Origin of the sequence: Citrobacter sp. Cpo032, from assembly GCF_030332975.1 — a bacterium.
GTDB classification, from domain to species: Bacteria; Pseudomonadota; Gammaproteobacteria; order Enterobacterales; family Enterobacteriaceae; genus Citrobacter; species Citrobacter portucalensis.
In genome coordinates this window covers 338,780-361,969 of sequence record NZ_JAOWGU010000044.1, presented here as the reverse complement: position 1 = coordinate 361,969, position 23,190 = coordinate 338,780, and the positions used below count along the sequence as shown (strand labels likewise).

The window sequence follows — 23,190 nt, the reverse complement described above, 5'->3', positions numbered from 1 at the left end:
AGATAATGTAAATTATCATGCCCGTTTACAGCATACCTTTCGTGCCAACGCCGTCAGGCCTGGATCCAGACCCGACGGCGCTTTGCGGTTCTTTACGTTAGCTCACTGTCTGATTCAGCCGAACGGAAACTGATGCTCACCAACGTTCCCCCTCCAGAAGGTTGAGAGAAGGTCAACGTGCCGCTTAGTCTTTCCGCCCGCTCACGCATAATATTTAGTCCATAGTGCCCTGTAGGCTCATGCGGCTCGCCAATGCCGATGCCGTTATCGCGGATATAAACCGTGTGGTTGCCGTCCGGAGCCGTTACGCAACTGACAGCAATTTCGCTCGCACTGGCATGCTTAATGGCGTTCAGCACCGCTTCGCGGATGATCTGCAACAGATGCACCTGCATTTGCGCATCCAGCGCAAGCGTAGGCAACCGACAATCGAGTGTGAGTTTAGCTGAGGTCTGATTTTGCAGCGTTTCCAGCATTTCATGCAGGGCGGAGGGTAAATCGGCCTGCTGTAAGGTCAGACGGAAGGTGGTCAGCAGCTCGCGCAATTGACGATAGGCATCATTCAGCGCCTGAGAGAAATCCGCCATAATGCTTTGCGCCGGAGCGTTATCCTCTGGAATCGAGCGCTTCAGCAGCGTGAGCTGAATGCGTAAATAAGAGAGCACCTGCGCCAGCGAGTCGTGCAGCTCGCGTGCAATGGTCGCGCGCTCTTCCATTAACAACAGCTGCTGAAAATGTTTTTGCGCCTGGTTGAAGTACAACCCGTGTCCCAGCATCGAGGAGACGCTGTTGAGCAGCGGAGTAGAAGCGTTGACGTTTGGACTTTGCCAGTGCAGTTCGCCGTAGACGGTTTCCTGCATGGTGACTGGCAGGATTTGCATTGGCAGCTCGAGGCTTTTAGTCCCTTCGCTAATCCGCCAGTTATCACCGACGGTGAGCTCAAGGAAATACGCGGCGTCATGTTCGCGGACGATCTGTAAAATATGGCGGAAGCAGTGCACGTCAATCTGGCTGGTATTTAACGCTTGGGAGCACTGATACAACACCTCCAGACGGCGATTGGCTTCGTGGAGATCGTGGGTTTTCTCTGCGACCGAGGCTTCTAGCGAGCGGTACAGCTTGTGTAATTCACTCGACATCTGGCTAAACGTTTTGCCCAGCAATCCCAGCTCATTGGGCAAACCGGTATCCAGCGGTGGGATATCAAACTGACCGTGTTCAATTTGCTGACTGGCCATCACCAGTTTATTCAGTGGACGCACCACCTGCTGGCGAATGCGCCGCAGGGTAAAGAAGACGAGGGTGAATATGCCTATCCCGCCCGCCAGCGAGATGCCAAATACCAGCATCACTTTGCGTTCGGCATAATGCTGCAACGCCAGCACGAAGAGATCGATTTGATCGACGTAGTTGTTGATGTTGGCCTGGTACCATTTTAAATCGCCGTCGATCAGGCGGGCGTTCATTTCCAGCCAGTTAGCATGCAGACGTCCATAGCGGCTTTTTACCGCTTGTGGCACATACCACGCGTTCAGATTCTGTAGTGCTGGCGAGTTTAGCGCCTGCTGGAAAAGCTGGCGGTGGGCGTTAAGCTGCGGGCTCTGGCTTTGTAGATCGTAACCCAGACGGTAGCTTTGCATGCGCAATGAGCCAGCAACGTTGATGGCTTCGGCATCTCGCAAGCTGCTGGTCAGCGTGAGCAGCGCAATACCCGTTGAGAGAATTGACAGCAGCACTATGTAGAAAAAAGCTTTAGCCAGACTGGCCGAAACCGGACGCTTTACCGTCACTTGTGCATCCTCACACAATACACGTCGCGCCTGAAAACAGCGTGAACGATGCGGTGTATTTGATAAATGTTAATAAAACGCCATGAAACTGGATGGTAACTGAAACACAATTTCATATGCGATGAAATAAATTGATCTGCCACAGGTTCTGGATAAATAGTTGTGCTTCCTGGGCAAATGAACATTGCCGCTTCCTTCCGTGTCGGTTAATAACACTCTTATAAAGAATAAGGTTTTTGCAACCAAAAAAGAAGGAAGCCATGAATCGTTTTATTATGGTCAATAGCCAGCAGTGCCTGGGATGCCATGCCTGTGAGGTCGCCTGCGTCATGGCTCACAATGGCGAACAGCATGTCCTGAACCAACGGCATTTTCAGCCCCGAATTACCGTCATTAAGCATCAGCAGCAGCGCAGCGTGGTGACCTGCCACCACTGCGAAGATGCACCCTGCGCCAGAAGTTGCCCAAACGGGGCAATTAGCCATGATAACGACAGCGTTCAGGTGAACCCGCAAAAGTGTATTGGCTGTAAATCGTGCGTTGTAGCCTGTCCTTTCGGCACGATGCAGATCGTACTCACTCCCGTCGCCAAAGGGAAGGTGAAAGCTACCGCGCACAAATGCGATCTGTGCCAGGGGCGTGAACAGGGACCCGCCTGCGTAGAAAACTGTCCGGCGCAGGCGTTACAACTGGTGACGGAAAATTCGCTTACCGGTCTGTCAAAAGCGCGCAGGCTGCGTACCGCAAGTCTGGAAAGCCAGCCATGGCATGCCAGCACTACCGATTTTGTTCCACATGTCATCACTAAACGTGAGCAAATGCAGGCGACGCCTGCGCGCGGGGAGCCGGATAAACTGGCGATTGAGGCCCGGAAAACCAGCTTTGAAGAGATCTATCTGCCGTTTCGTACGGCGCAGGCGGAGCGCGAGGCCTCTCGCTGCCTGAAATGCGGCGACCACAGTATTTGCGAATGGACCTGTCCACTGCATAACCACATTCCGCAGTGGATTGAACTGGTCAAAGCCGGGAATATCGACGCGGCGGTTGAGCTTTCTCACCAGACCAACTGCCTGCCGGAGGTGACCGGACGTGTATGCCCGCAGGATCGACTCTGCGAAGGGGCATGCACGGTGCGTAGCGAGCATGGCGCAGTCACCATCGGTAATATTGAGCGTTACATCTCCGATCGGGCGCTGAGTAAAGGATGGCGACCGGACTTAAGCCATGTGCAGAAAGTGGACAAGCGTGTTGCCATCATCGGTGCGGGTCCTGCGGGTCTGGCCTGTGCGGATGTGCTGGCGCGCAGCGGTATCAGCGCCACCGTCTACGATCGCCATCCCGAAATTGGCGGTTTGCTGACGTTCGGTATTCCGGCCTTCAAGCTGGACAAATCGCTGCTGGCGCGCCGCCGTGAAATCTTCAGCGCCATGGGTATTCATTTTGAACTTAACTGTGAAGTGGGTAAGGATGTCGCGCTTGAAAAGCTGCTGGAGGATTACGATGCCGTGTTCGTGGGCGTAGGAACCTATCGTTCCATGAAGGCGGACCTGCCAAATGAAGACGCGCCAGGCGTGTATGATGCGCTGCCGTTCCTGATTGCCAACACCAAGCAGGTGATGGGGCTGGAGGAACTGCCTGAAGAACCATTTATCGATACCGCCGGACTAAACGTGGTTGTGCTGGGCGGAGGCGATACGGCAATGGACTGTGTGCGAACCGCCCTGCGTCATGGCGCAAGCCAGGTGACCTGCGCCTATCGTCGTGATGAAGCCAACATGCCCGGCTCGAAAAAAGAGGTGAAGAACGCCCGGGAAGAGGGGGCAAATTTCGAGTTTAACGTTCAGCCGGTTGAGCTGGTGTTGCATGCCGATGGGCGAGTCAGCGGTGTGCGTTTCTTACGTACCCAGCTTGGCGAACCTGATGCGCAGGGCCGTCGTCGCCCGGTTCCCATCGCCGGGAGTGAGTTTGTCATGCCCGCAGATGCGGTGATTATGGCGTTTGGTTTTCACCCACACGGCATGCCGTGGCTGGAGTCGCATGGCGTTAAGGTCGATAACTGGGGGCGCATTGCCGCCGATGTTGAAAGTGCATACCGTTATCAAACCAGTAACCCGAAAATCTTTGCCGGTGGCGACGCGGTACGCGGTGCAGACCTGGTGGTGACGGCCATGGCGGAAGGGCGGCACGCCGCCCAGGGGATCGTCGACTGGCTGGGCGTAAAATCAGTCAAATCTCATTAATCGGCGAGTAGGCCGGATAAAACGCGTTAGCGTTGCCATCCGGCAATGTGCCGCATGAATGCCTGATGGCGCTTTGCTTATCAGGCCTACATTGTTCCAAGACAAACCCGGTTTCACGGCGTAGTATTATTTTTCACTTCTCGCCGTGGAGCCGGTATGTCACAAAAAATTACCCTCATCAAAGATAAAGTCCTCTCCGATAACTACTTCGTCCTGCGCAATATCACTTATGACCTGACCCGTAAGAATGGAGAGGTGATCCGTCACAAACGTGAGGTTTACGATCGTGGCAACGGCGCCACAATCCTGCTGTATAACCCGGAGAAGAAAACGGTGGTGCTCATCCGCCAGTTTCGCGTTGCGACATGGGTCAACGGTAACGAAGACGGTCAACTGATTGAAACCTGCGCCGGGCTGCTGGATAACGACGAACCGGAAGCATGTATTCGAAAAGAGGCGATTGAAGAGACCGGCTTTGAAGTGGGTGAAGTACGTAAACTGTTTGAGCTATACATGTCGCCGGGCGGTGTGACGGAAATAATCCACTTCTTCATCGCGCAATACAGCGACAGTCAGCGTGCAAACGCGGGGGGCGGCGTGGAAGATGAAGATATTGAAGTTCTGGAACTGCCGTTCACACAGGCGCTGGAAATGATCAAAACGGGTGAGATCCGTGACGGTAAAACGGTGCTATTACTGAACTATTTGCAGTCATCGCATCTCATGGACTAATGCGCGGGATTTATATTTCTTTACAAATTTACGGCCAATCCGACGATTCTTATTGAGCCACATCAGTCGCGCAAGGAAGATACCGCTTAGGCTGTGTGTTTTGACTTCGGGGTTGTACCGTCCATGCGCTATCGCGTTATTCTCCTTTTCCTGCTCGGGTTGCTACCTGCCCGATTGCTGTGGGCTGCGCCCGCGCAACAGGCGTTTTCTGACTGGCAGGTAACGTGTAATAACCAAAATTTTTGCGTGGCGCGAAATACCGGAGAGCACCACGGCCTGGTCATGACCTTGAGCCGCAGCGCTGGGGCACATACTGACGCCGTGTTGCGTATTGAGCTGGGCGGGCTGGAATCGTCCAGCGTCAAAGAGAGCGATATTGCGCCGCGTCTGCTGTTGGATGGTGCGCCACTCTCGCTGAGCGGCGAGCACTGGCGCATAACTCCCTGGCAGCTGACGACCGATGATCCCGCCACCATCAGCGCATTTTTACAAACCGTACAGGACGCGAAGGCGATTACCCTGCAAAAAGGTGCGCAAAACCTTTCGCTGGCCGGGCTAAAAGCCGCGTTGTTGTTTATCGACGCCCAGCAAAAACGGGTGGGGAGCGAAACTGCATGGATTGAAAAAGGTGACGAGCCTCCGCTCAGCGTACCTCCGGCCCCCGCGCTGAAAGGTGTAGCGGTCATTAATCCAACGCCAACGCCTCTCACGCAGCAGGAGCGCAGTGAACTGCTGGACTATGGTAACTGGCGGATCAACGGTATTCGCTGCTCTATCGATCCGCTGCGTCGCGAGATGCGCGTCACGGCCCTAACGGATGATAAAGCGCTGCTGATGATTGGTTGTGAGGCCGGGGCGTATAACACCATCGATCTGGCGTGGGTGGTTTCACGTACGACTCCGTTGACTTCACGCGCGGTACGGTTAAGCCTGCCGTTTAAAACGGATGCAGAAAGTCGCGATATGGAGCTGACCAACGCTACGTTTGACGAGAAGTCGCGGGAGCTGGTCACCCTCGCTAAAGGACGAGGGTTGGCAGATTGCGGTATCCAGACCCGCTGGCGCTACGACGGTCAACGTTTTCGCCTGGTGCGCTATGCCCAGGAGCCAAGCTGCGATAACTGGCATGGGCCAGATGCCTGGCCCACACTGTGGATCACGCGTTAAGCACCTTGTGCGCTTTGTCGACGATGTTATCTACCGTAAAGCCGAAGAACGGGAACAGTTTGTCCGCTGGAGCCGACTCTCCATAACCCGTCATCCCAACAATTGCCCCTTTCAGCCCGACATATTTGTACCAGTAGTCAGCAATTCCTGCTTCTACCGCCACGCGAGCGCTGACGTTTGCTGGCAGGACCGATTCCCGGTACGCCTCATCCTGGGCGTCGAAGATATCGGTTGAGGGCAGAGAAACCACTCGCACGTTACGACCTTCTCCGGTCAGTTTTTCCGCTGCCAGCAGCGTGATTTCCATTTCTGAACCGGTAGCAATCAAAATAACATCCGGCTTACCGCCGCCATCCTTCAGTACATAACCGCCGCGGGCAATTTGCTGCACCTGCTCAGGCGTACGCTCAACCTGCGCCAGATTCTGTCTGGAGAGGATCAGCGCCGTTGGCCCGTCATGGCGTTCGACTGCCAGCTTCCAGCCTACCGCCGCCTCAACCTGATCGCACGGTCGCCAAGTACTGAAATTAGGCGTCAGGCGCAGGCTAGCGAGCTGTTCAACGGCCTGGTGCGTAGGACCATCTTCCCCCAGGCCAATCGAGTCGTGGGTATAAACCATGATTTGTCGGGCTTTCATCAGTGCCGCCATACGCGCGGCATTTCGGGCATATTCGACAAACATCAGGAACGTAGCGGTGTACGGAACGAAGCCCCCGTGATGGGCGATACCGTTGGCAATCGCCGTCATACCAAATTCACGCACGCCGTAGTGGATGTAGTTTCCTGCATGATCCTCTATAAGAGAGGAGGAGTCTTTCCAGATGGTCAGGTTGCTGGGGGCCAAATCCGCCGATCCGCCAAGCAGCTCTGGCAGTATAGGCCCGTAGGCGTTAAGGGTATTTTGCGAGGCCTTACGGGTGGCGATTTTGGCCGGATTGGCCTGCAGCTCGGTAATATATTTCTGTGTTGTTGCCTCCCACTCTTTCGGCAGCCCACCGCTCATCCGGCGAGAAAACTCTGCCGCCAGTTCCGGGTAGGCTTGTTGGTAAGCTGCGAATTTCTCCTTCCAGCCCTGTTGCGCTTTTTCGCCTTTCTCGCGTGCGTCCCACGCCCGGTAAATCTCTTTGGGGATCTCAAAAGCAGGATGATGCCACCCCAGCTTCTGCCGGGTCAGTGCCACCTCTTCTTCGCCCAGCGCAGCGCCGTGCGCTTCCTCTTTCCCTGCTTTATTTGGTGAGCCAAAACCAATCACCGTGCGGCAGATAATCAGCGATGGTTTATCGGTAACAGCCTGCGCTTCCTGAATGGCTTTTTTCACCGCCTCTGGGTCATGACCGTCAATGTCGTGTACCACATGCCAGTGATAGGCCTCAAAACGTTTCGCGGTATCGTCGGTAAACCAGCCGTCGGTTTCACCATCAATCGAGATGCCGTTGTGATCGTAGAAGCCAATGAGTTTGCCAAGCCCCAGCGTGCCCGCCAGCGAACAAGCCTCGTGTGAAATACCCTCCATCAGACAGCCGTCGCCCATAAAGACCCAGGTAAAGTGGTTAACAATCTCATGGTCCGGCTGGTTAAACTGCGCTGCCAGCGTACGTTCGGCAATGGCCATGCCGACGGCGTTGGCTAAACCCTGACCCAGCGGTCCTGTCGTGGTTTCCACGCCCGGCGTGTAGCCAATTTCCGGGTGCCCTGGCGTCTTCGAATGGAGCTGACGGAAGTTCTTTAATTCTTCGATCGGCAGGTCGTAACCGGAAAGATGCAACAGGCTGTAAAGCAGCATTGAGGCGTGGCCGTTGGACAGAATAAATCGGTCACGATCGTACCAGGTGGGATCGGTCGGGTTATGGCGTAGAAAATCGTTCCACAGAACTTCGGCGATATCGGCCATCCCCATTGGTGCTCCAGGGTGGCCGGAGTTAGCTTTTTGGACGGCATCCATACTTAGCGCACGAATGGCATTGGCAAGCTCTTTACGGGTCATAGGAAATACTCCTTGAAAAGTAAAGTGTTAGATGCGTGTTGTGATTCACACTTTTGGGAAAATTGCGGGCGTTGTCAGCAAAAAGCATAGCAGACAGGCATGGTATTGCTGGATTAAGCAGGTAACATGGTTGTTATAAATTGATAACAAATTCTTTCTTTGAATGGTGAGAGTTTGGGGACCTTCAAAGTTTGTACCGTTGACTGAGGTGATAATGTGCGGCTCAGTAGAATGGTTACCCGCGCCACTTTTTTGATAGATACGTGAAAGGAACAACAAGATGGATGACCAGTTAAAACAAAGCGCCCTCGATTTCCACGAATTTCCGGTACCCGGTAAAATCCAGGTTTCTCCGACCAAGCCTCTGGCAACGCAGCGCGACCTGGCGCTGGCCTACTCGCCGGGCGTGGCTGCACCGTGTCTTGAAATTGAAAAGGATCCGCTGGCAGCCTACAAATATACCGCGCGCGGCAACCTGGTTGCGGTTATTTCCAACGGCACAGCGGTGCTGGGTCTCGGCAACATTGGCGCGTTGGCCGGCAAACCGGTGATGGAAGGTAAAGGCGTTCTGTTTAAGAAATTCGCCGGGATCGACGTGTTCGACATTGAAGTCGATGAACTCGATCCGGATAAGTTTATCAATGTGGTTGCGGCCCTGGAGCCCACGTTTGGCGGTATCAACCTCGAAGATATTAAAGCGCCGGAGTGCTTCTACATTGAGCAAAAACTGCGCGAGCGCATGAATATTCCGGTCTTCCACGATGATCAGCACGGTACGGCAATCATCAGTACTGCCGCTATTCTGAACGGTCTGCGGGTGGTTGAGAAAAATATCTCTGACGTGCGCATGGTGGTGTCTGGTGCAGGTGCGGCGGCGATTGCCTGTATGAACCTGCTGGTAGCGCTGGGTATGCAGAAACACAATATTGTGGTCTGTGACTCCAAAGGTGTGATTTACAAAGACCGCGAACCGAACATGGCGGAAACCAAAGCGGCTTACGCGGTGGTGGATGACGGTAAGCGTACGCTGGATGATGTCATTGACGGCGCAGATATTTTCCTCGGCTGCTCGGGCCCGAAAGTGCTGACGCAGGAAATGGTTAAGAAGATGGCGCGTGCGCCAATGATTCTGGCACTCGCCAACCCGGAGCCGGAAATCCTGCCGCCGCTGGCAAAAGAGGTGCGTTCCGACGCCATCATCTGTACCGGTCGTTCAGACTACCCGAACCAGGTTAACAACGTCCTGTGCTTCCCGTTCATCTTCCGCGGTGCGCTGGACGTTGGTGCGACGGCCATCAACGAAGAGATGAAACTGGCGGCGGTGCACGCCATTGCTGAGCTGGCGCATGCCGAGCAGAGTGAAGTGGTGGCCTCTGCTTATGGCGATCAGGACCTGAGCTTCGGCCCGGAATACATCATTCCGAAACCGTTCGACCCGCGTCTGATCGTCAAAATCGCCCCTGCTGTGGCGAAAGCGGCGATGGACTCCGGCGTGGCAACGCGTCCGATTGCCGACTTTGACGCTTACATCGATAAGCTGACTGAATTCGTCTACAAAACCAACCTGTTCATGAAGCCGATTTTCTCCCTGGCACGTAAAGCGCCGAAGCGCGTGGTGCTGACCGAAGGGGAAGAAGCGCGCGTACTGCACGCTACCCAGGAGCTGATCACGTTAGGGCTGGCAAAACCGATCCTGATCGGTCGTCCAAGCGTTATTGAAATGCGTATCCAGAAACTGGGTCTGCAGATCAAAGCGGGCGTCGATTTTGAAATCGTCAACAATGAGTCCGATCCGCGCTTTAAAGAGTACTGGAGCGAGTACTACCAGATTATGAAGCGTCGTGGGATTACCCAGGAGCAGGCGCAGCGTGCGGTGATTGCCAACACTACGGTGATTGGCGCAATCATGGTACAGCGCGGCGAAGCGGATGCGATGATCTGCGGTACGATTGGCGACTACCATGAGCACTTCAGTGTGGTAAAAGAGGTATTTGGCCATCGCGACGGCGTGCATACTGCCGGGGCGATGAACGCCTTGCTGCTGCCAAGCGGTAACACCTTTATCGCCGATACCTACGTCAACGACGATCCTACGCCTGAGCAACTGGCGGAAATCGCCGTGATGGCGGCAGAGACCGTGCGTCGCTTTGGTATCGAACCGAAGGTGGCGTTGCTGTCGCACTCCAACTTTGGTTCCTCTAACTGTCCGTCGGCCAGCAAAATGCGCGACGCGCTGGAGCTGATTAAGGCGCGCGCGCCAGAGTTGATGATTGACGGCGAAATGCACGGCGACGCCGCGCTGGTGGAAAGCATCCGTAATGACCGCATGCCGGACAGTCCGTTGAAAGGCTCAGCGAATATTCTGGTGATGCCAAATATGGAAGCGGCCCGTATTAGTTACAACTTACTACGCGTTTCCAGTTCTGAAGGCGTTACGGTTGGCCCAGTGCTGATGGGGGTTGCGAAACCGGTTCACGTATTAACGCCGATCGCCTCTGTTCGTCGTATCGTTAATATGGTGGCGCTGGCGGTTGTAGAAGCCCAAACGCAGCCGCTGTAATTTCACTTTAATTTATTTCCGGCGCGGGTTTCTCCCGCGCCTTTTTATTTTCCCTTTCTTAGTGATCTACTTCACCTTTTAAACCTGGTTGCCGAATTTTGTTATTTACTCTGACAAAAAATTGCCACGATGAGGGCAGTTTTAGCGGAGGCGGTGAGCAATGGAAAAAGAACGCATTATTCAGGAATTTGTGCCGGGGAAACAGGTCACGCTGGCGCATCTCATTGCGCACCCCGGCGAGGAATTAGCGAAAAAGATCGGCGTTCCCGAAGCGGGCGCTATCGGCATCATGACGCTGACGCCAGGCGAAACCGCGATGATTGCCGGTGACTTAGCCATGAAGGCGGCGGATGTACATATCGGTTTTCTCGATAGATTCAGCGGCGCACTGGTGATCTACGGTTCGGTAGGCGCAGTAGAAGAAGCGTTATTACAGACGGTAAGCGGTCTGGGTCGATTATTAAATTTCACTTTGTGCAACCTGACAAAAAGTTAATCAGAGGCGGCGATGAAACGTATTGCATTTGTCGGTACGGTGGGGGCGGGGAAAACAACGCTCTTTAATGCGCTACAGGGGAATTATTCCCTCGCCAGAAAAACACAGGCCGTGGAGTTTAATGAAAATGGCGATATCGATACGCCAGGGGAATATTTTAGCCATCCGCGTTGGTATCACGCCTTAATTACCACGCTGCAGGATGTCGATACGTTGATTTATATACACGCGGCAAATGATAAAGAAAGTCGCTTACCTGCCGGGCTGTTGGATATCGGCGCCAGTAAACGACAAATCGCCGTTATCAGTAAAACGGACATGCCGGATGCCGACGTCGCCGCAACGCGACAACTACTTCGCGGGATGGGGTTTCAGGAGCCGATTTTTGAGCTCAATAGCCATGACCCGCGCAGCGTGCAGCACCTGGTGGATTATCTGACTGAGCTCAGCCAAAAGGAGGAAAGGGCAGGTGAAAAAACTCATCACAGCTAACGATATTCGTGCGGCCCACGCACGCGGCGAACAGGAAATGTCGGTTGTTCTGCGCGCCAGCATCATTACCCCGGAGGCGCGCGAAGTTGCGGAGCTGCTGGGCGTTACCATCAGTGAATGCGATGAATCCGCGCCAACTGCTGCTGTACCGGCGGCGGTTGATGATGGCAAAACGGAAAGCCAGCGCATTCGCGAAACCATCATTGCGCAGTTACCGGAAGGGCAGTTTACCGAAAGCCTGGTCGCCCAGCTGATGGACAAAGTTATGAAGGAGAAGCAGTCGCTGGAGCAGGGCGGAATGCAGCCGAGCTTTAACTCGGTAACCGGCAAAGGCGGCGTCAAAGTCATCGACGGTAGCAGCGTGAAGTTTGGTCGTTTTGACGGCGCGCAGCCGCACTGCGTGGGCTTAACCGATCTGGTGACCGACCAGGACGGTAGCAGCATGGCCGCCGGGTTTATGCAGTGGGATAACGCCTTTTTCCCATGGACGCTGAACTACGACGAAATCGACATGATTCTGGAAGGCGAACTGCACGTTCGCCACGAAGGCGAAACCATGATTGCAAAAGCAGGGGACGTCATGTTTATCCCGAAAGGTTCCAGCATCGAATTTGGTACGCCATCGACGGTGAAGTTTCTGTATGTGGCCTGGCCTGCGAACTGGCAGTCCTGCTAAGGCGGATGTATGAAGGATTTCATTACCGAAGCATGGCTCAGAGCGAATCATACGCTTAGCGAAGGGGCTGAAATTCATCTCCCCGCTGACGCTCGCCTGACGCCGTCTGCCCGGGAATTACTGGAAAGCCGACATCTGCGTATTAAGTTTATCGACGAGCAGGGCAGCCTGTTTATTGATGATGAAGAACAGCAGCCGCAGCCGGTGCATGGGTTAACCAGCAGTGATACGCATCCACAGGCTAGCTGCGAACTGTGCCATCAACCGGTGGCGAAGAAACCGGACACCCTGACGCATCTGACGGCGGACAAGATGGTCGCCAAAAGTGACCCTCGGCTGGGATTTCGCGCCGCGCTGGACAGCACCATCGCCCTGGCTGTGTGGTTGCAGATTGAGATGGCAGAACCGTGGCAGCCGTGGCTGGCGGATATCCGCTCGCGCCTGGGTAATATTATGCGCGCTGACGCCATGGATGAGCCGCTGGCAGGACAAGCTGTCGTGGGGTTAAGTGACGAAGATTTACACCGTCTTTCGCATCAACCGCTGCGCTATCTGGACCACGACCATCTGGTGCCTGAAGCCAGCCACGGACGTGATTGCGCGCTGCTTAATCTGCTGCGTACCAAAGTCCGTGAAACTGAGACGGTGGCGGCCCAGGTGTTCATCACTCGCAGTTTTGAGGTTATGCGACCGGACATTATGCAGGCGCTCAACCGCCTTTCCAGTACGGTCTACGTGATGATGATTCTGAGCGTTGCGAAGCATCCGCTGACGGTTAACCAAATTCAACAGCGACTGGGGGAGAAGCAATGATCATTGAACGTGCTCGTCAACTCGCCCAACGCTCACCGGCACGGGTGGTGTTCCCGGATGCGCTGGATGTCCGGGTGCTGAAGGCGGCGAATTACCTGCACCAGCACGGTCTGGCACATCCCATTCTCGTTGCCAGTCCGTTTGCGCTGCGCCAGTTTGCCCTCAGTCACCGGGTGGCAATGGATGGTATTCAGGTTATCGATCCGCAAAGCAATCAGCAAATGCGCGAAGAGTTTGCGCTGCGCTGGCTGGCCCGCGCGGGAGATAAAACGCCTGCGGATGCGCTGGAAAAACTCAACGATCCGCTGATGTTCGCCGCTGCAATGGTTAGCGCGGGTAAAGCTGACGTCTGTATTGCGGGCAATCTCTCATCAACAGCGAACGTGCTGCGTGCCGGATTACGCATTATCGGGCTACAGCCTGGCTGTAAAACGCTGTCGTCAATTTTCCTGATGCTGCCGCAGTACCTTGGTCCGTCATTAGGTTTTGCCGATTGCAGCGTCGTGCCGCAGCCCACCGCCGCACAGCTTGCGGATATTGCGATTGCCAGCGCGCAGACATGGCAGGCGATCACTGGTGAAGAGCCGCGCGTGGCTATGCTGTCGTTTTCAAGTAATGGCAGTGCTCGCCATCCTAACGTCGCTAACGTGCAGCAGGCGACCGAGATCGTTCGTGAGCGTGCCCCGCAGCTTACCGTGGACGGAGAACTGCAATTTGATGCCGCCTTTGTTCCGGATGTCGCCGCGCAAAAAGCGCCCGCCAGTCCGTTAAAGGGCAATGCTAATGTGATGGTCTTCCCATCGCTGGAGGCAGGCAATATTGGCTACAAAATAGCTCAGCGTCTGGGAGGGTATCGCGCAGTAGGTCCGTTGATTCAAGGGCTTGCCGCACCGCTTCATGATCTCTCTCGTGGCTGTAGCGTACAGGAAATTATCGAACTGGCGTTGGTGGCAGCAGTGCCGCGCCAGACTGACATGAGTCGTGAAAACGCCTCGCACACACTGGTTGTATAAGGTCCCGTTCTGGACCCCCCTTTGACTTAAGAGGAAAGCATAATGGAAGCATTAGGAATGATTGAAACCCGGGGCCTGGTTGCACTGATTGAGGCTTCTGACGCAATGGTTAAAGCGGCACGCGTGAAACTGGTTGGCGTGAAGCAGATCGGTGGCGGTCTGGTCACTGCCATGGTCCGTGGCGATGTAGCGGCATGTAAAGCTGCAACGGACGCAGGTGCTGCGGCAGCACAGCGTATTGGCGAGCTGGTTTCAGTACACGTGATCCCACGTCCGCACGGCGATCTGGAAGAAGTGTTCCCGATCAGCTTTAAAGGCGACAGCAACGACATGTAAGTCGTCCATGTGACGCCACAGACTTCATTGCTGGCGTCACCCTCTCTCCTTTTCACATTACCTTCTGCGGAGGGTAGGGGGAGGTTTTACCTGAAATATGCCACGGAGGCGCGTATGAAACTGGCAATCGTTACAGGACAAATTGTTTGTACCGTACGCCATCAGGGGCTCGCGCACGACAAGTTGCTGATGGTGGAAATGATTGACGCCCAGGGAAATCCCGACGGGCAATGTGCTGTTGCTATCGACAGCATCGGGGCGGGAACCGGAGAGTGGGTGCTGCTGGTCAGCGGAAGCTCCGCCCGTCAGGCGCACCGGAATGAATCATCGCCTGTCGATCTGTGCGTGATTGGCATTGTCGATGAAGTGGTGGCAGGTGGTCAGGTGATCTTCCATAAATAAGGCAGAAAATCATGAATCAACAGGATATTGAACAGGTCGTGAAAGCGGTACTGCTGAAAATGAAAGACAGCAGCCAACCCGTCAGTGCCGTTCAAGAAATGGGCGTTTTTGCCTCCCTGGATGACGCAGTGGCGGCAGCAAAACTGGCCCAGCAGGGGTTGAAAAGCGTCGCTATGCGCCAACTGGCTATCACGGCTCTACGCGAGGCGGGCGAAAAGCACGCCAGAGAATTAGCGGAACTTGCCGTCACTGAAACCGGCATGGGACGCGTCGAAGATAAATTTGCCAAAAACGTGGCGCAGGCGCGCGGCACGCCGGGTGTGGAATGCCTGTCTCCACAGGTTCTGACCGGCGATAACGGTCTGACGCTGATTGAAAACGCACCGTGGGGCGTGGTGGCCTCGGTAACCCCATCCACCAACCCGGCCGCGACCGTCATTAACAACGCCATCAGCCTGATTGCCGCTGGTAACAGCGTGGTCTTCGCACCGCATCCGGCGGCGAAAAAAGTTTCTCAGCGCGCTATCACTCTGCTTAACCAGGCGGTGGTTGCTGCAGGTGGTCCGGCAAACCTGTTGGTGACGGTTGCCAACCCGGATATCGAGACTGCGCAGCGTCTGTTCAAGTACCCAGGTATCGGCCTGCTGGTGGTGACCGGTGGTGAAGCCGTAGTAGACGCCGCGCGTAAGCACACCAACAAACGTCTGATTGCCGCTGGTGCGGGTAATCCGCCAGTGGTGGTTGATGAAACGGCTGACCTGGCACGCGCGGCACAGTCGATAGTCAAAGGTGCATCGTTTGATAACAACATCATCTGCGCCGACGAAAAAGTGCTGATCGTGGTCGATAGCGTCGCTGATGAACTGATGCGTCTGATGGAAAGCCAGCATGCGGTGAAACTGACCGCGGCTCAGGCCGAACAGCTGCAGCCGGTGCTGCTGAAAAATATCGATGAGCGCGGTAAAGGCACAGTCAGTCGTGACTGGGTCGGGCGCGATGCCGGAAAAATCGCTGCGGCGATTGGTCTGAACGTACCGGAGCAAACCCGTCTGTTATTCGTCGAAACCTCCGCGACGCATCCGTTTGCCGTTACCGAACTGATGATGCCGGTGCTGCCGGTCGTGCGGGTTGCTAACGTCGATGAAGCCATTGAACTGGCGGTCAAGCTGGAAGGCGGCTGCCACCATACGGCGGCGATGCACTCACGCAATATCGAAAATATGAACCGTATGGCAAACGCTATTGATACCAGCATCTTCGTTAAGAACGGGCCGTGTATTGCCGGTCTTGGACTGGGCGGTGAAGGCTGGACCACGATGACCATTACCACACCAACCGGGGAAGGGGTGACCAGTGCGCGTACGTTTGTGCGTCTGCGTCGCTGTGTGTTGGTAGACGCCTTCAGAATTGTATAAGGAGTAAATGAGATGGCGCACGACGAACAACGTTGGTTGACACCCAGACTGCTAAAAGCGGCAACGCTATGTAACCAGACGCCTGTAAAGAGCGATTCACCGCTGTGGTTGGGCATTGATTTGGGAACGTGTGATGTGGTGTCGATGGTTGTGGACAGTGACGGACAGCCGGTCGCGGTTTGCCTGGACTGGGCCGATGTCGTGCGCGATGGCATCGTCTGGGATTTCTTTGGTGCGGTGACCATCGTTCGTCGCCATCTCGATACGCTCGAACAACAACTGGGTTGCCGTTTTACCCATGCGGCAACCTCGTTTCCACCGGGAACTGACCCACGGATCTCTATTAACGTGCTGGAGTCTGCCGGGCTTGAAGTGAGCCATGTCCTCGACGAACCAACCGCGGTGGCGGATCTGTTGCAGCTTGATAACGCCGGCGTGGTGGATATTGGTGGTGGCACTACCGGGATTGCGATTGTTAAACAGGGCAAAGTGACTTACTCCGCTGATGAAGCGACCGGCGGGCACCATATCTCTCTGACGCTGGCCGGGAACCGTCGTATCCAGTTGGAAGAAGCCGAGCAGTACAAGCGCAGCAATGGCAAAGAAATCTGGCCGGTGGTGAAGCCTGTCTACGAAAAGATGGCGGAAATCGTGGCGCACCATATTGCCGGACAGGGTGTCGCTGATTTGTGGCTGGCGGGTGGCTCCTGTATGCAGCCAGGCGTTGATGAACTGTTCCGTAAGCGTTTCCCGGAACTGCAGGTGCATTTACCCCAGCACAGCCTGTTTATGACTCCGCTGGCGATTGCAAACAGCGGAAAAGAAAAAGCGGAAGGAATCTATGCAAGCTGAATTGCAGACCGCGCTCTTTCAGGCATTCGATACCCTGAATCTGCAACGCGTAAAAACGTTTAGCGTTCCCCCGGTTACGTTATGTGGACTGGGAGCGCTCAGTACCTGCGGACAGGAAGCACAAACGCGCGGACTGACGCATATGTTCGTCATGGTAGACAGCTTTCTGCATCAGGCTGGGATGACCGCGGCACTGGAGCGCAGCCTGGCGATGAAAGGTGTGGCAATGACGCTGTGGCCATGTCCGGTAGGTGAACCGTGCATTACGGACGTCTGCGCGGCAGTCGCGCAACTGCGTGAATCAAAGTGCGACGGTGTCGTGGCTTTCGGCGGCGGTTCCGTGCTGGATGCCGCCAAGGCAGTGGCGTTGCTGGTGACCAATCCTACCCAGACGCTGGCTGACATGGACGAGCGTAGCGTGTTACGCCCGCGTCTGCCGCTGATTGCCGTACCGACTACCGCCGGAACGGGCTCAGAAACCACGAACGTCACGGTGATTATCGACGCCGCGACCGGACTCAAAAAAGTGCTGGCCCACGCAACCCTGATGCCGGATGTGGCGATCCTTGACGCCGCATTGACGGAAGGCGTGCCTGCGCACGTAACGGCGATGACCGGGATTGATGCACTGACGCACGCCGTTGAAGCGTATAGCGCACTGAACGCGACGCCGTTTACCGACAGCCTGGCGATTGGTGCGATAGCGATGATCGGTAAATCGCTGCCGAAGGCCGTCGGCTACGGTCAGGATCTGGCGGCGCGCGAAAGCATGCTGCTGGCTTCCTGTATGGCCGGGATGGCGTTTTCCAGCGCTGGGCTTGGCCTGTGCCATGCGATGGCGCACCAGCCGGGGGCGACGTTGCACATTCCACACGGACAGGCTAACGCCATGCTGCTTCCAACGGTAATGGGGTTCAACCGCATGGTGTGTCGTGAGCGCTTTAGCCATATCGGACGCGCGTTAACCAACAAGAAATCGGACGATCGTGATGCTATCAACGCGGTCAGCGAGTTGATTAGCGAAGTGGGCCAGACCAAACGACTCTCTGACGTTGGGGCAAAGCCCGAGCAGTACAGCGCATGGGCTCACGCCGCGCTGGAGGATATTTGTATTCGCAGTAACCCACGCACCGCCACGCAGGCACAGATCATCGACCTGTACGCGGCTGCCGGGTAATGCCTGTAGGCCGGATAAGGTGCTCGCACCGCCATCCGGCAATAACACGGCGTTAATGCCGGAGGCGACGTAAACGTCTTATCCGGCCTACAAATCACAAATGACAGGGAGTAGGGGCTATGGGAATTAACGAAATCATCATGTACATCATGATGTTCTTTATGCTGATTGCCGCCGTGGACAGGATCCTGTCGCAGTTCGGCGGTTCGGCACGCTTCCTCGGTAAGTTTGGTAAGAGTATTGAGGGATCGGGCGGCCAGTTTGAAGAAGGTTTTATGGCGATGGGCGCGCTGGGTCTGGCGATGGTCGGTATGACCGCGCTGGCACCGGTTCTGGCGCATGTGCTCGGGCCGGTGATTATTCCGCTGTATGAAATGCTGGGCGCGAACCCGTCGATGTTTGCCGGAACGCTGCTGGCGTGCGATATGGGCGGCTTCTTCCTGGCGAAAGAGCTGGCGGGCGGCGACGTTGCGGCGTGGCTGTACTCTGGCCTGATCCTCGGGGCGATGATGGGGCCGACGCTGGTCTTCTCCATTCCGGTTGCGCTGGGGATTATTGAACCGTCTGACCGTCGTTATCTGGCGCTGGGCGTGCTGGCGGGTATTGTCACCATTCCGATTGGTTGTATTGCGGGCGGTTTGATTGCGATGTACTCCGGCGTCGAAATCAACGGACAGCCGGTGGAATTCACCTTCGCGCTGATCCTGATGAATATGATCCCGGTGCTGATCGTGGCTGTGCTGGTGGCGCTGGGACTGAAATTCATCCCGGAAAAAATGATCAACGGCTTCCAGATCTTCGCGAAATTCCTGGTAGCGCTGATCACCATCGGCCTGGCAGCAGCAGTGGTCAAATTCCTGCTCGGCTGGGAGCTGATTCCGGGTCTTGATCCCATCTTTATGGCGCCGGGCGACAAGCCGGGTGAAGTGATGCGCGCCATCGAAGTTATCGGTTCTATCTCCTGCGTGCTGCTTGGTGCGTACCCGATGGTGCTGCTGCTGACCCGCTGGTTTGAAAAACCGCTGATGAGCGTCGGTAACCTGTTAAAAATCAATAATATTGCGGCTGCCGGTATGGTGGCGACGCTGGCCAACAACATCCCAATGTTCGGCATGATGAAGAATATGGATACCCGCGGCAAAGTGATCAACTGCGCCTTTGCGGTCTCCGCGGCCTTTGCACTGGGTGACCACTTAGGCTTCGCCGCTGCCAACATGAACGCGATGATCTTCCCGATGATTGTCGGCAAGTTGATTGGCGGCGTGACGGCGATTGGTGTGGCTATGCTGTTGGTACCGAAAGATGAAGATGTGCCAGCAGAAGTAGAAACCAACCCGGAGGCGCAATCGTGAATACTCGCCAGCTACTGAGCGTCGGTATCGATATCGGCACCACTACCACTCAGGTGATTTTCTCGCGCCTTGAGTTAGTCAACCGTGCGGCAGTGTCGCAGGTGCCGCGCTACGAATTCATCAAACGCGAAATTAGCTGGCAAAGCCCGGTGTTCTTTACCCCCGTTGATAAGCAGGGCGGGTTGAAAGAGGCCGAACTTAAGGCGCTGATCCTCGCCCAGTATCAGGCGGCGGGTATTGCGCCTGAGACTGTCGATTCCGGCGCGATCATCATCACCGGAGAAAGTGCCAAAACCCGTAATGCGCGTCCGGCGGTGATGACGCTCTCTCAGTCGCTGGGGGATTTTGTTGTGGCCAGCGCCGGTCCGCATCTGGAATCGGTGATTGCCGGTCACGGTGCGGGGGCACAAACCCTGTCCGAGCAGAAGTTGTGCCGCGTACTGAACATCGATATCGGTGGCGGTACGTCGAACTACGTTCTGTTTGATGCTGGAAAGGTCAGCGGTTCGGCTTGCCTCAACGTCGGCGGGCGACTGCTGGAAACGGACGGTCAGGGGCGAGTAGTACATGCGCATCAGCCGGGGCAGATGATTGTTGATGACGTATTTGGTCCGGGCACCGACGCCCGAACCCTCAATGCGGCGCAGCTTGTTCAGGTAGCCCGACGGATGGCGGCGCTGATTGTGGAGGTGATTGACGGTACGTTATCACCTCTGGCGCAGGCGCTGATGCAAACCGGCCTGTTACCGGCGGGCGTGAAACCGGAAGTGATTACGTTGTCCGGCGGGGTGGGCGAGTGCTACCGCAACCAACCAGCCGATCCGTTCTGTTTTTCCGACATTGGCCCGCTGTTAGCAACGGCGCTGCATGAACATCCGCGCCTGCGTGAGATGAACGTGCAGTTCCCGGCGCAAACCGTGCGCGCCACGGTGATTGGCGCCGGTGCGCATACGCTGTCGCTTTCGGGCAGCACCATCTGGCTGGAAGGTGTGGCGCTTCCGCTGCGCAATCTGCCGGTGGCGATTCCGGTTGATGAGGCTGATTTGGTGGCCGCCTGGCAACAGGCGCTAATGCAGCTCGATCTGGACCCGCAAACAGACGCCTACGTGCTGGCGTTGCCCGGTTCGCTGCCAGTGCGCTACGCCGCGCTGTTAACGGTGATTGATGCGCTGCTGGCCTTTGTCGCGCGCTATCCGAATCCGCATCCCCTGCTGGTGGTAGCCGAGCAGGATTTTGGTAAGGCCCTGGGCATGCTGTTACGCCCACAGTTACAGCAACACCCGCTGGCAGTCATCGATGAGGTGGTTGTCCGGGCGGGGGACTATATCGACATTGGTACGCCTCTTTTTGGCGGATCGGTTGTGCCGGTGACGGTGAAATCACTCGCATTTCCTTCCTGAGGGAACGACTTATGAAACTAAAGACCACATTGTTCGGCAATGTTTATCAGTTTAAGGATGTTAAAGAGGTGCTGGCAAAAGCCAACGAACTGCGTTCGGGGGATGTGCTGGCAGGAGTGGCCGCAACCAGTTCGCAGGAGCGCGTGGCGGCCAAGCAGGTACTGTCGGAAATGACGGTGGCGGATATCCGCAATAACCCGGTGATTTCCTATGAAGAGGACTGTGTTACTCGTCTGATTCAGGATGACGTCAACGAGACGGCCTATAACCGTATCAAAAACTGGAGTATCAGCGAGCTGCGCGAGTACGTGCTGAGCGATGAAACCTCTGTTGATGACATTGCGTTTACGCGCAAAGGGTTAACGTCGGAAGTGGTCGCTGCGGTAGCAAAAATCTGCTCTAACGCGGACCTGATCTACGGCGGTAAGAAAATGCCGGTGATCAAAAAGGCCAATACCACCATCGGTCTACCGGGCACCTTCAGCTGCCGTTTACAGCCGAACGACACCCGTGATGACGTGCAGAGTATTGCCGCACAAATCTACGAAGGGCTGTCCTTCGGGGCGGGTGATGCGGTGATTGGTGTAAACCCGGTAACGGATGACGTGGAAAACTTAAGCCGCGTACTGGATACCGTGTACGGCGTTATCGACAAATTCAACATCCCGACCCAGGGCTGCGTACTGGCACACGTGACTACCCAGATCGAAGCGATTCGTCGCGGTGCGCCGGGCGGGTTGATTTTCCAGAGTATCTGCGGTAGCGAAAAAGGCTTAAAAGAGTTTGGCGTTGAGCTGGCAATGCTGGATGAAGCGCGCGCAGTGGGCGCTGAGTTCAACCGTATCGCCGGGGAAAACTGCCTGTACTTCGAAACCGGGCAAGGGTCTGCGCTTTCCGCGGGCGCGAACTTCGGTGCCGATCAGGTGACGATGGAAGCGCGTAACTACGGGCTGGCACGCCACTACGATCCGTTCCTGGTGAACACCGTGGTGGGCTTTATCGGGCCAGAGTATCTCTACAACGACCGTCAGATTATTCGCGCGGGTCTGGAAGATCACTTTATGGGCAAGCTGAGCGGCATCTCGATGGGCTGCGACTGCTGCTACACCAACCATGCTGATGCTGACCAGAACCTTAACGAAAACCTGATGATTCTGCTCGCCACCGCTGGCTGCAACTACATCATGGGCATGCCGCTCGGTGACGACATCATGCTCAACTATCAGACCACCGCCTTCCATGACACCGCGACCGTGCGTCAGCTGCTGAACCTGCGTCCGTCGCCGGAGTTTGAACGCTGGCTGGAAACCATGGGCATTATGGCAAACGGTCGCCTGACCAAACGGGCGGGCGATCCGTCACTGTTCTTCTGATGACGCGGGGATGACACACGATGGATCAAAAACAGATTGAAGAAATTGTACGCAGCGTAATGGCGTCAATGGGTGAGTCTCAACCGCAGGCTCAAGAACCGTCAGCACCAGCAAAATGCAGCACCACGCAGTGCGCCGCGCCGACCGGTGAAAGCTGCGCGATGGACTTAGGCTCAGCCGAAGCCAAAGCATGGATTGGCGTTGAGAATCCGCACCGTGCAGAGGTGTTGACTGAACTTCGCCGTAGCACCGCTGCGCGTGTATGTACTGGTCGTGCCGGTCCTCGTCCGCGTACCCAGGCGCTGCTGCGTTTCCTGGCTGACCACTCGCGTTCGAAAGATACGGTATTGAAAGAAGTGCCGGAAGAGTGGGTAAAAGCCCAGGGGCTGCTGGAAGTGCGCTCGGAAATCAGCGACAAAAACCTGTATCTGACGCGTCCGGATATGGGGCGTCGTCTGAGTGCGGAAGCCATTGAAGCACTGAAATCACAGTGTGTAATGAATCCGGATGTGCAGGTGATTATTTCTGATGGCCTGTCTACCGACGCGATTACCGCTAACTATGAAGAGATCCTGCCGCCGCTGTTGTCGGGCTTAAAACAGGCCGGATTGAAGGTCGGGACGCCGTTCTTTGTTCGCTATGGGCGCGTGAAAATCGAAGATCAGATCGGCGAACTGCTGGGTGCAAAAGCGGTGATCCTGCTGGTTGGTGAACGTCCGGGCCTCGGCCAGTCGGAAAGTCTTTCTTGCTACGCCGTCTATTCGCCGCGTGTGGCGACCACCGTTGAGGCTGACCGTACCTGTATCTCGAACATTCACCAGGGCGGTACGCCACCGGTTGAAGCGGCGGCGGTGATTGTGGATTTGGCCAAGCGCATGCTGGAGCAAAAAGCATCCGGCATCAATATGACCCGTTAAGGA

At 55.7% G+C, this 23,190-nt stretch carries 20 protein-coding genes; 18 read left to right on the top strand and 2 right to left on the bottom strand.

Features of this window, described 5'->3' with window-relative positions; translation table 11 throughout:
- Positions 1-92: 92 nt before the first annotated feature.
- Entirely contained in the window at positions 93-1,790 is a 1,698-nt protein-coding gene (gene narQ, locus OGY33_RS12865; RefSeq protein ID WP_286571748.1) for a nitrate/nitrite two-component system sensor histidine kinase NarQ, read from the bottom strand.
- Between the two features lie 260 nt (positions 1,791-2,050).
- Between narQ and aegA the strand changes: the two genes are divergently transcribed.
- From aegA to OGY33_RS12850, 3 genes are all read left to right on the top strand, one after another.
- Positions 2,051-4,030 (top strand): formate-dependent uric acid utilization protein AegA, encoded by a 1,980-nt coding sequence (gene aegA / locus OGY33_RS12860; protein WP_191238242.1) that lies wholly within the window; start codon positions 2,051-2,053, stop codon positions 4,028-4,030.
- Between the two features lie 156 nt (positions 4,031-4,186).
- Positions 4,187-4,762, top strand: coding sequence for a GDP-mannose pyrophosphatase NudK (gene nudK, locus OGY33_RS12855; RefSeq protein WP_003835070.1), 576 nt, complete (start codon positions 4,187-4,189; stop codon positions 4,760-4,762).
- Positions 4,763-4,885: 123 nt separating this feature from the next.
- Positions 4,886-5,929 (top strand): DUF1176 domain-containing protein, encoded by a 1,044-nt coding sequence (locus OGY33_RS12850; protein ID WP_168978079.1) that lies wholly within the window; start codon positions 4,886-4,888, stop codon positions 5,927-5,929.
- Here the strand turns inward: OGY33_RS12850 and tkt are convergent.
- On the bottom strand, positions 5,919-7,913 hold the full coding sequence (gene tkt / locus OGY33_RS12845) for a transketolase (RefSeq protein ID WP_191238243.1): 1,995 nt from the start codon (positions 7,911-7,913) through the stop codon (positions 5,919-5,921). The two genes, OGY33_RS12850 and tkt, sit on opposite strands and share 11 nt — an antisense overlap.
- A 280-nt stretch (positions 7,914-8,193) precedes the next feature.
- Between tkt and maeB the strand changes: the two genes are divergently transcribed.
- The 15 genes from maeB to eutC all read left to right on the top strand — a co-directional run bounded on the left by maeB (position 8,194) and on the right by eutC (position 23,187).
- Positions 8,194-10,473 carry an NADP-dependent oxaloacetate-decarboxylating malate dehydrogenase gene (gene maeB, locus OGY33_RS12840; RefSeq protein WP_003835063.1) on the top strand — a complete coding sequence of 760 codons (2,280 nt, stop codon included), beginning with the start codon at positions 8,194-8,196 and terminating at the stop codon, positions 10,471-10,473.
- Positions 10,474-10,633: 160 nt separating this feature from the next.
- Positions 10,634-10,969, top strand: a complete 336-nt coding sequence (eutS, locus tag OGY33_RS12835) for an ethanolamine utilization microcompartment protein EutS (protein ID WP_003037995.1) — start codon at positions 10,634-10,636, stop codon at positions 10,967-10,969.
- 12 nt (positions 10,970-10,981) lie between these two features.
- Positions 10,982-11,461 (top strand): ethanolamine utilization acetate kinase EutP, encoded by a 480-nt coding sequence (gene eutP / locus OGY33_RS12830; RefSeq protein ID WP_003037998.1) that lies wholly within the window; start codon positions 10,982-10,984, stop codon positions 11,459-11,461.
- On the top strand, positions 11,439-12,137 hold the full coding sequence (gene eutQ, locus OGY33_RS12825) for an ethanolamine utilization acetate kinase EutQ (protein WP_032944171.1): 699 nt from the start codon (positions 11,439-11,441) through the stop codon (positions 12,135-12,137). The genes eutP and eutQ overlap by 23 nt, the downstream gene beginning before the upstream one ends.
- A gap of 9 nt (positions 12,138-12,146) precedes the next feature.
- On the top strand, positions 12,147-12,950 hold the full coding sequence (gene eutT / locus OGY33_RS12820) for an ethanolamine utilization cob(I)yrinic acid a,c-diamide adenosyltransferase EutT (protein ID WP_191238244.1): 804 nt from the start codon (positions 12,147-12,149) through the stop codon (positions 12,948-12,950).
- Complete coding sequence (gene pta / locus OGY33_RS12815) at positions 12,947-13,963, top strand: phosphate acetyltransferase (RefSeq protein WP_191238245.1); 1,017 nt, start codon at positions 12,947-12,949, stop codon at positions 13,961-13,963. Before eutT ends, pta begins: the two co-directional genes overlap by 4 nt.
- 42 nt (positions 13,964-14,005) lie before the next feature.
- A complete protein-coding gene (gene eutM, locus OGY33_RS12810; RefSeq protein ID WP_003835054.1) occupies positions 14,006-14,299 on the top strand; it encodes an ethanolamine utilization microcompartment protein EutM in 294 nt (97 codons plus the stop codon).
- Between the two features lie 114 nt (positions 14,300-14,413).
- Entirely contained in the window at positions 14,414-14,701 is a 288-nt protein-coding gene (gene eutN, locus OGY33_RS12805) for an ethanolamine utilization microcompartment protein EutN (RefSeq protein WP_003038011.1), read from the top strand.
- 11 nt (positions 14,702-14,712) lie between these two features.
- Complete coding sequence (locus OGY33_RS12800) at positions 14,713-16,116, top strand: aldehyde dehydrogenase family protein (protein WP_003835050.1); 1,404 nt, start codon at positions 14,713-14,715, stop codon at positions 16,114-16,116.
- 12 nt (positions 16,117-16,128) lie between these two features.
- Positions 16,129-16,968, top strand: coding sequence for an ethanolamine utilization protein EutJ (gene eutJ / locus OGY33_RS12795; protein ID WP_008785421.1), 840 nt, complete (start codon positions 16,129-16,131; stop codon positions 16,966-16,968).
- Complete coding sequence (eutG, locus tag OGY33_RS12790) at positions 16,958-18,145, top strand: ethanolamine utilization ethanol dehydrogenase EutG (RefSeq protein WP_008785420.1); 1,188 nt, start codon at positions 16,958-16,960, stop codon at positions 18,143-18,145. The genes eutJ and eutG overlap by 11 nt, the downstream gene beginning before the upstream one ends.
- Before the next feature lie 119 nt (positions 18,146-18,264).
- A complete protein-coding gene (gene eutH / locus OGY33_RS12785; RefSeq protein WP_003835043.1) occupies positions 18,265-19,497 on the top strand; it encodes an ethanolamine utilization protein EutH in 1,233 nt (410 codons plus the stop codon).
- Positions 19,494-20,897, top strand: a complete 1,404-nt coding sequence (eutA, locus tag OGY33_RS12780) for an ethanolamine ammonia-lyase reactivating factor EutA (RefSeq protein WP_191238246.1) — start codon at positions 19,494-19,496, stop codon at positions 20,895-20,897. Before eutH ends, eutA begins: the two co-directional genes overlap by 4 nt.
- Before the next feature lie 11 nt (positions 20,898-20,908).
- Positions 20,909-22,270 (top strand): ethanolamine ammonia-lyase subunit alpha, encoded by a 1,362-nt coding sequence (gene eutB, locus OGY33_RS12775; protein ID WP_003038029.1) that lies wholly within the window; start codon positions 20,909-20,911, stop codon positions 22,268-22,270.
- 20 nt (positions 22,271-22,290) lie between these two features.
- Complete coding sequence (eutC, locus tag OGY33_RS12770) at positions 22,291-23,187, top strand: ethanolamine ammonia-lyase subunit EutC (protein ID WP_008785418.1); 897 nt, start codon at positions 22,291-22,293, stop codon at positions 23,185-23,187.
- Positions 23,188-23,190: the final 3 nt, after the last annotated feature.

Excerpts from the sequence above, each read along its gene's own strand:
- eutH (WP_003835043.1), top strand. The coding sequence starts at position 18,265 with ATGGGAATTAACGAAATCATCATGTACATCATGATGTTCTTTATGCTG.
- tkt (WP_191238243.1), bottom strand. The coding sequence starts at position 7,913 with ATGACCCGTAAAGAGCTTGCCAATGCCATTCGTGCGCTAAGTATGGAT.
- pta (WP_191238245.1), top strand. The coding sequence starts at position 12,947 with ATGATCATTGAACGTGCTCGTCAACTCGCCCAACGCTCACCGGCACGG.
- eutC (WP_008785418.1), top strand. The coding sequence starts at position 22,291 with ATGGATCAAAAACAGATTGAAGAAATTGTACGCAGCGTAATGGCGTCA.
- eutM (WP_003835054.1), top strand. The coding sequence starts at position 14,006 with ATGGAAGCATTAGGAATGATTGAAACCCGGGGCCTGGTTGCACTGATT.
- maeB (WP_003835063.1), top strand. The coding sequence starts at position 8,194 with ATGGATGACCAGTTAAAACAAAGCGCCCTCGATTTCCACGAATTTCCG.
- eutS (WP_003037995.1), top strand. The coding sequence starts at position 10,634 with ATGGAAAAAGAACGCATTATTCAGGAATTTGTGCCGGGGAAACAGGTC.
- nudK (WP_003835070.1), top strand. The coding sequence starts at position 4,187 with ATGTCACAAAAAATTACCCTCATCAAAGATAAAGTCCTCTCCGATAAC.
- OGY33_RS12800 (WP_003835050.1), top strand. The coding sequence starts at position 14,713 with ATGAATCAACAGGATATTGAACAGGTCGTGAAAGCGGTACTGCTGAAA.
- eutB (WP_003038029.1), top strand. The coding sequence starts at position 20,909 with ATGAAACTAAAGACCACATTGTTCGGCAATGTTTATCAGTTTAAGGAT.
- aegA (WP_191238242.1), top strand. The coding sequence starts at position 2,051 with ATGAATCGTTTTATTATGGTCAATAGCCAGCAGTGCCTGGGATGCCAT.
- eutP (WP_003037998.1), top strand. The coding sequence starts at position 10,982 with ATGAAACGTATTGCATTTGTCGGTACGGTGGGGGCGGGGAAAACAACG.
- OGY33_RS12850 (WP_168978079.1), top strand. The coding sequence starts at position 4,886 with ATGCGCTATCGCGTTATTCTCCTTTTCCTGCTCGGGTTGCTACCTGCC.
- eutJ (WP_008785421.1), top strand. The coding sequence starts at position 16,129 with ATGGCGCACGACGAACAACGTTGGTTGACACCCAGACTGCTAAAAGCG.
- eutT (WP_191238244.1), top strand. The coding sequence starts at position 12,147 with ATGAAGGATTTCATTACCGAAGCATGGCTCAGAGCGAATCATACGCTT.
- eutG (WP_008785420.1), top strand. The coding sequence starts at position 16,958 with ATGCAAGCTGAATTGCAGACCGCGCTCTTTCAGGCATTCGATACCCTG.
- eutN (WP_003038011.1), top strand. The coding sequence starts at position 14,414 with ATGAAACTGGCAATCGTTACAGGACAAATTGTTTGTACCGTACGCCAT.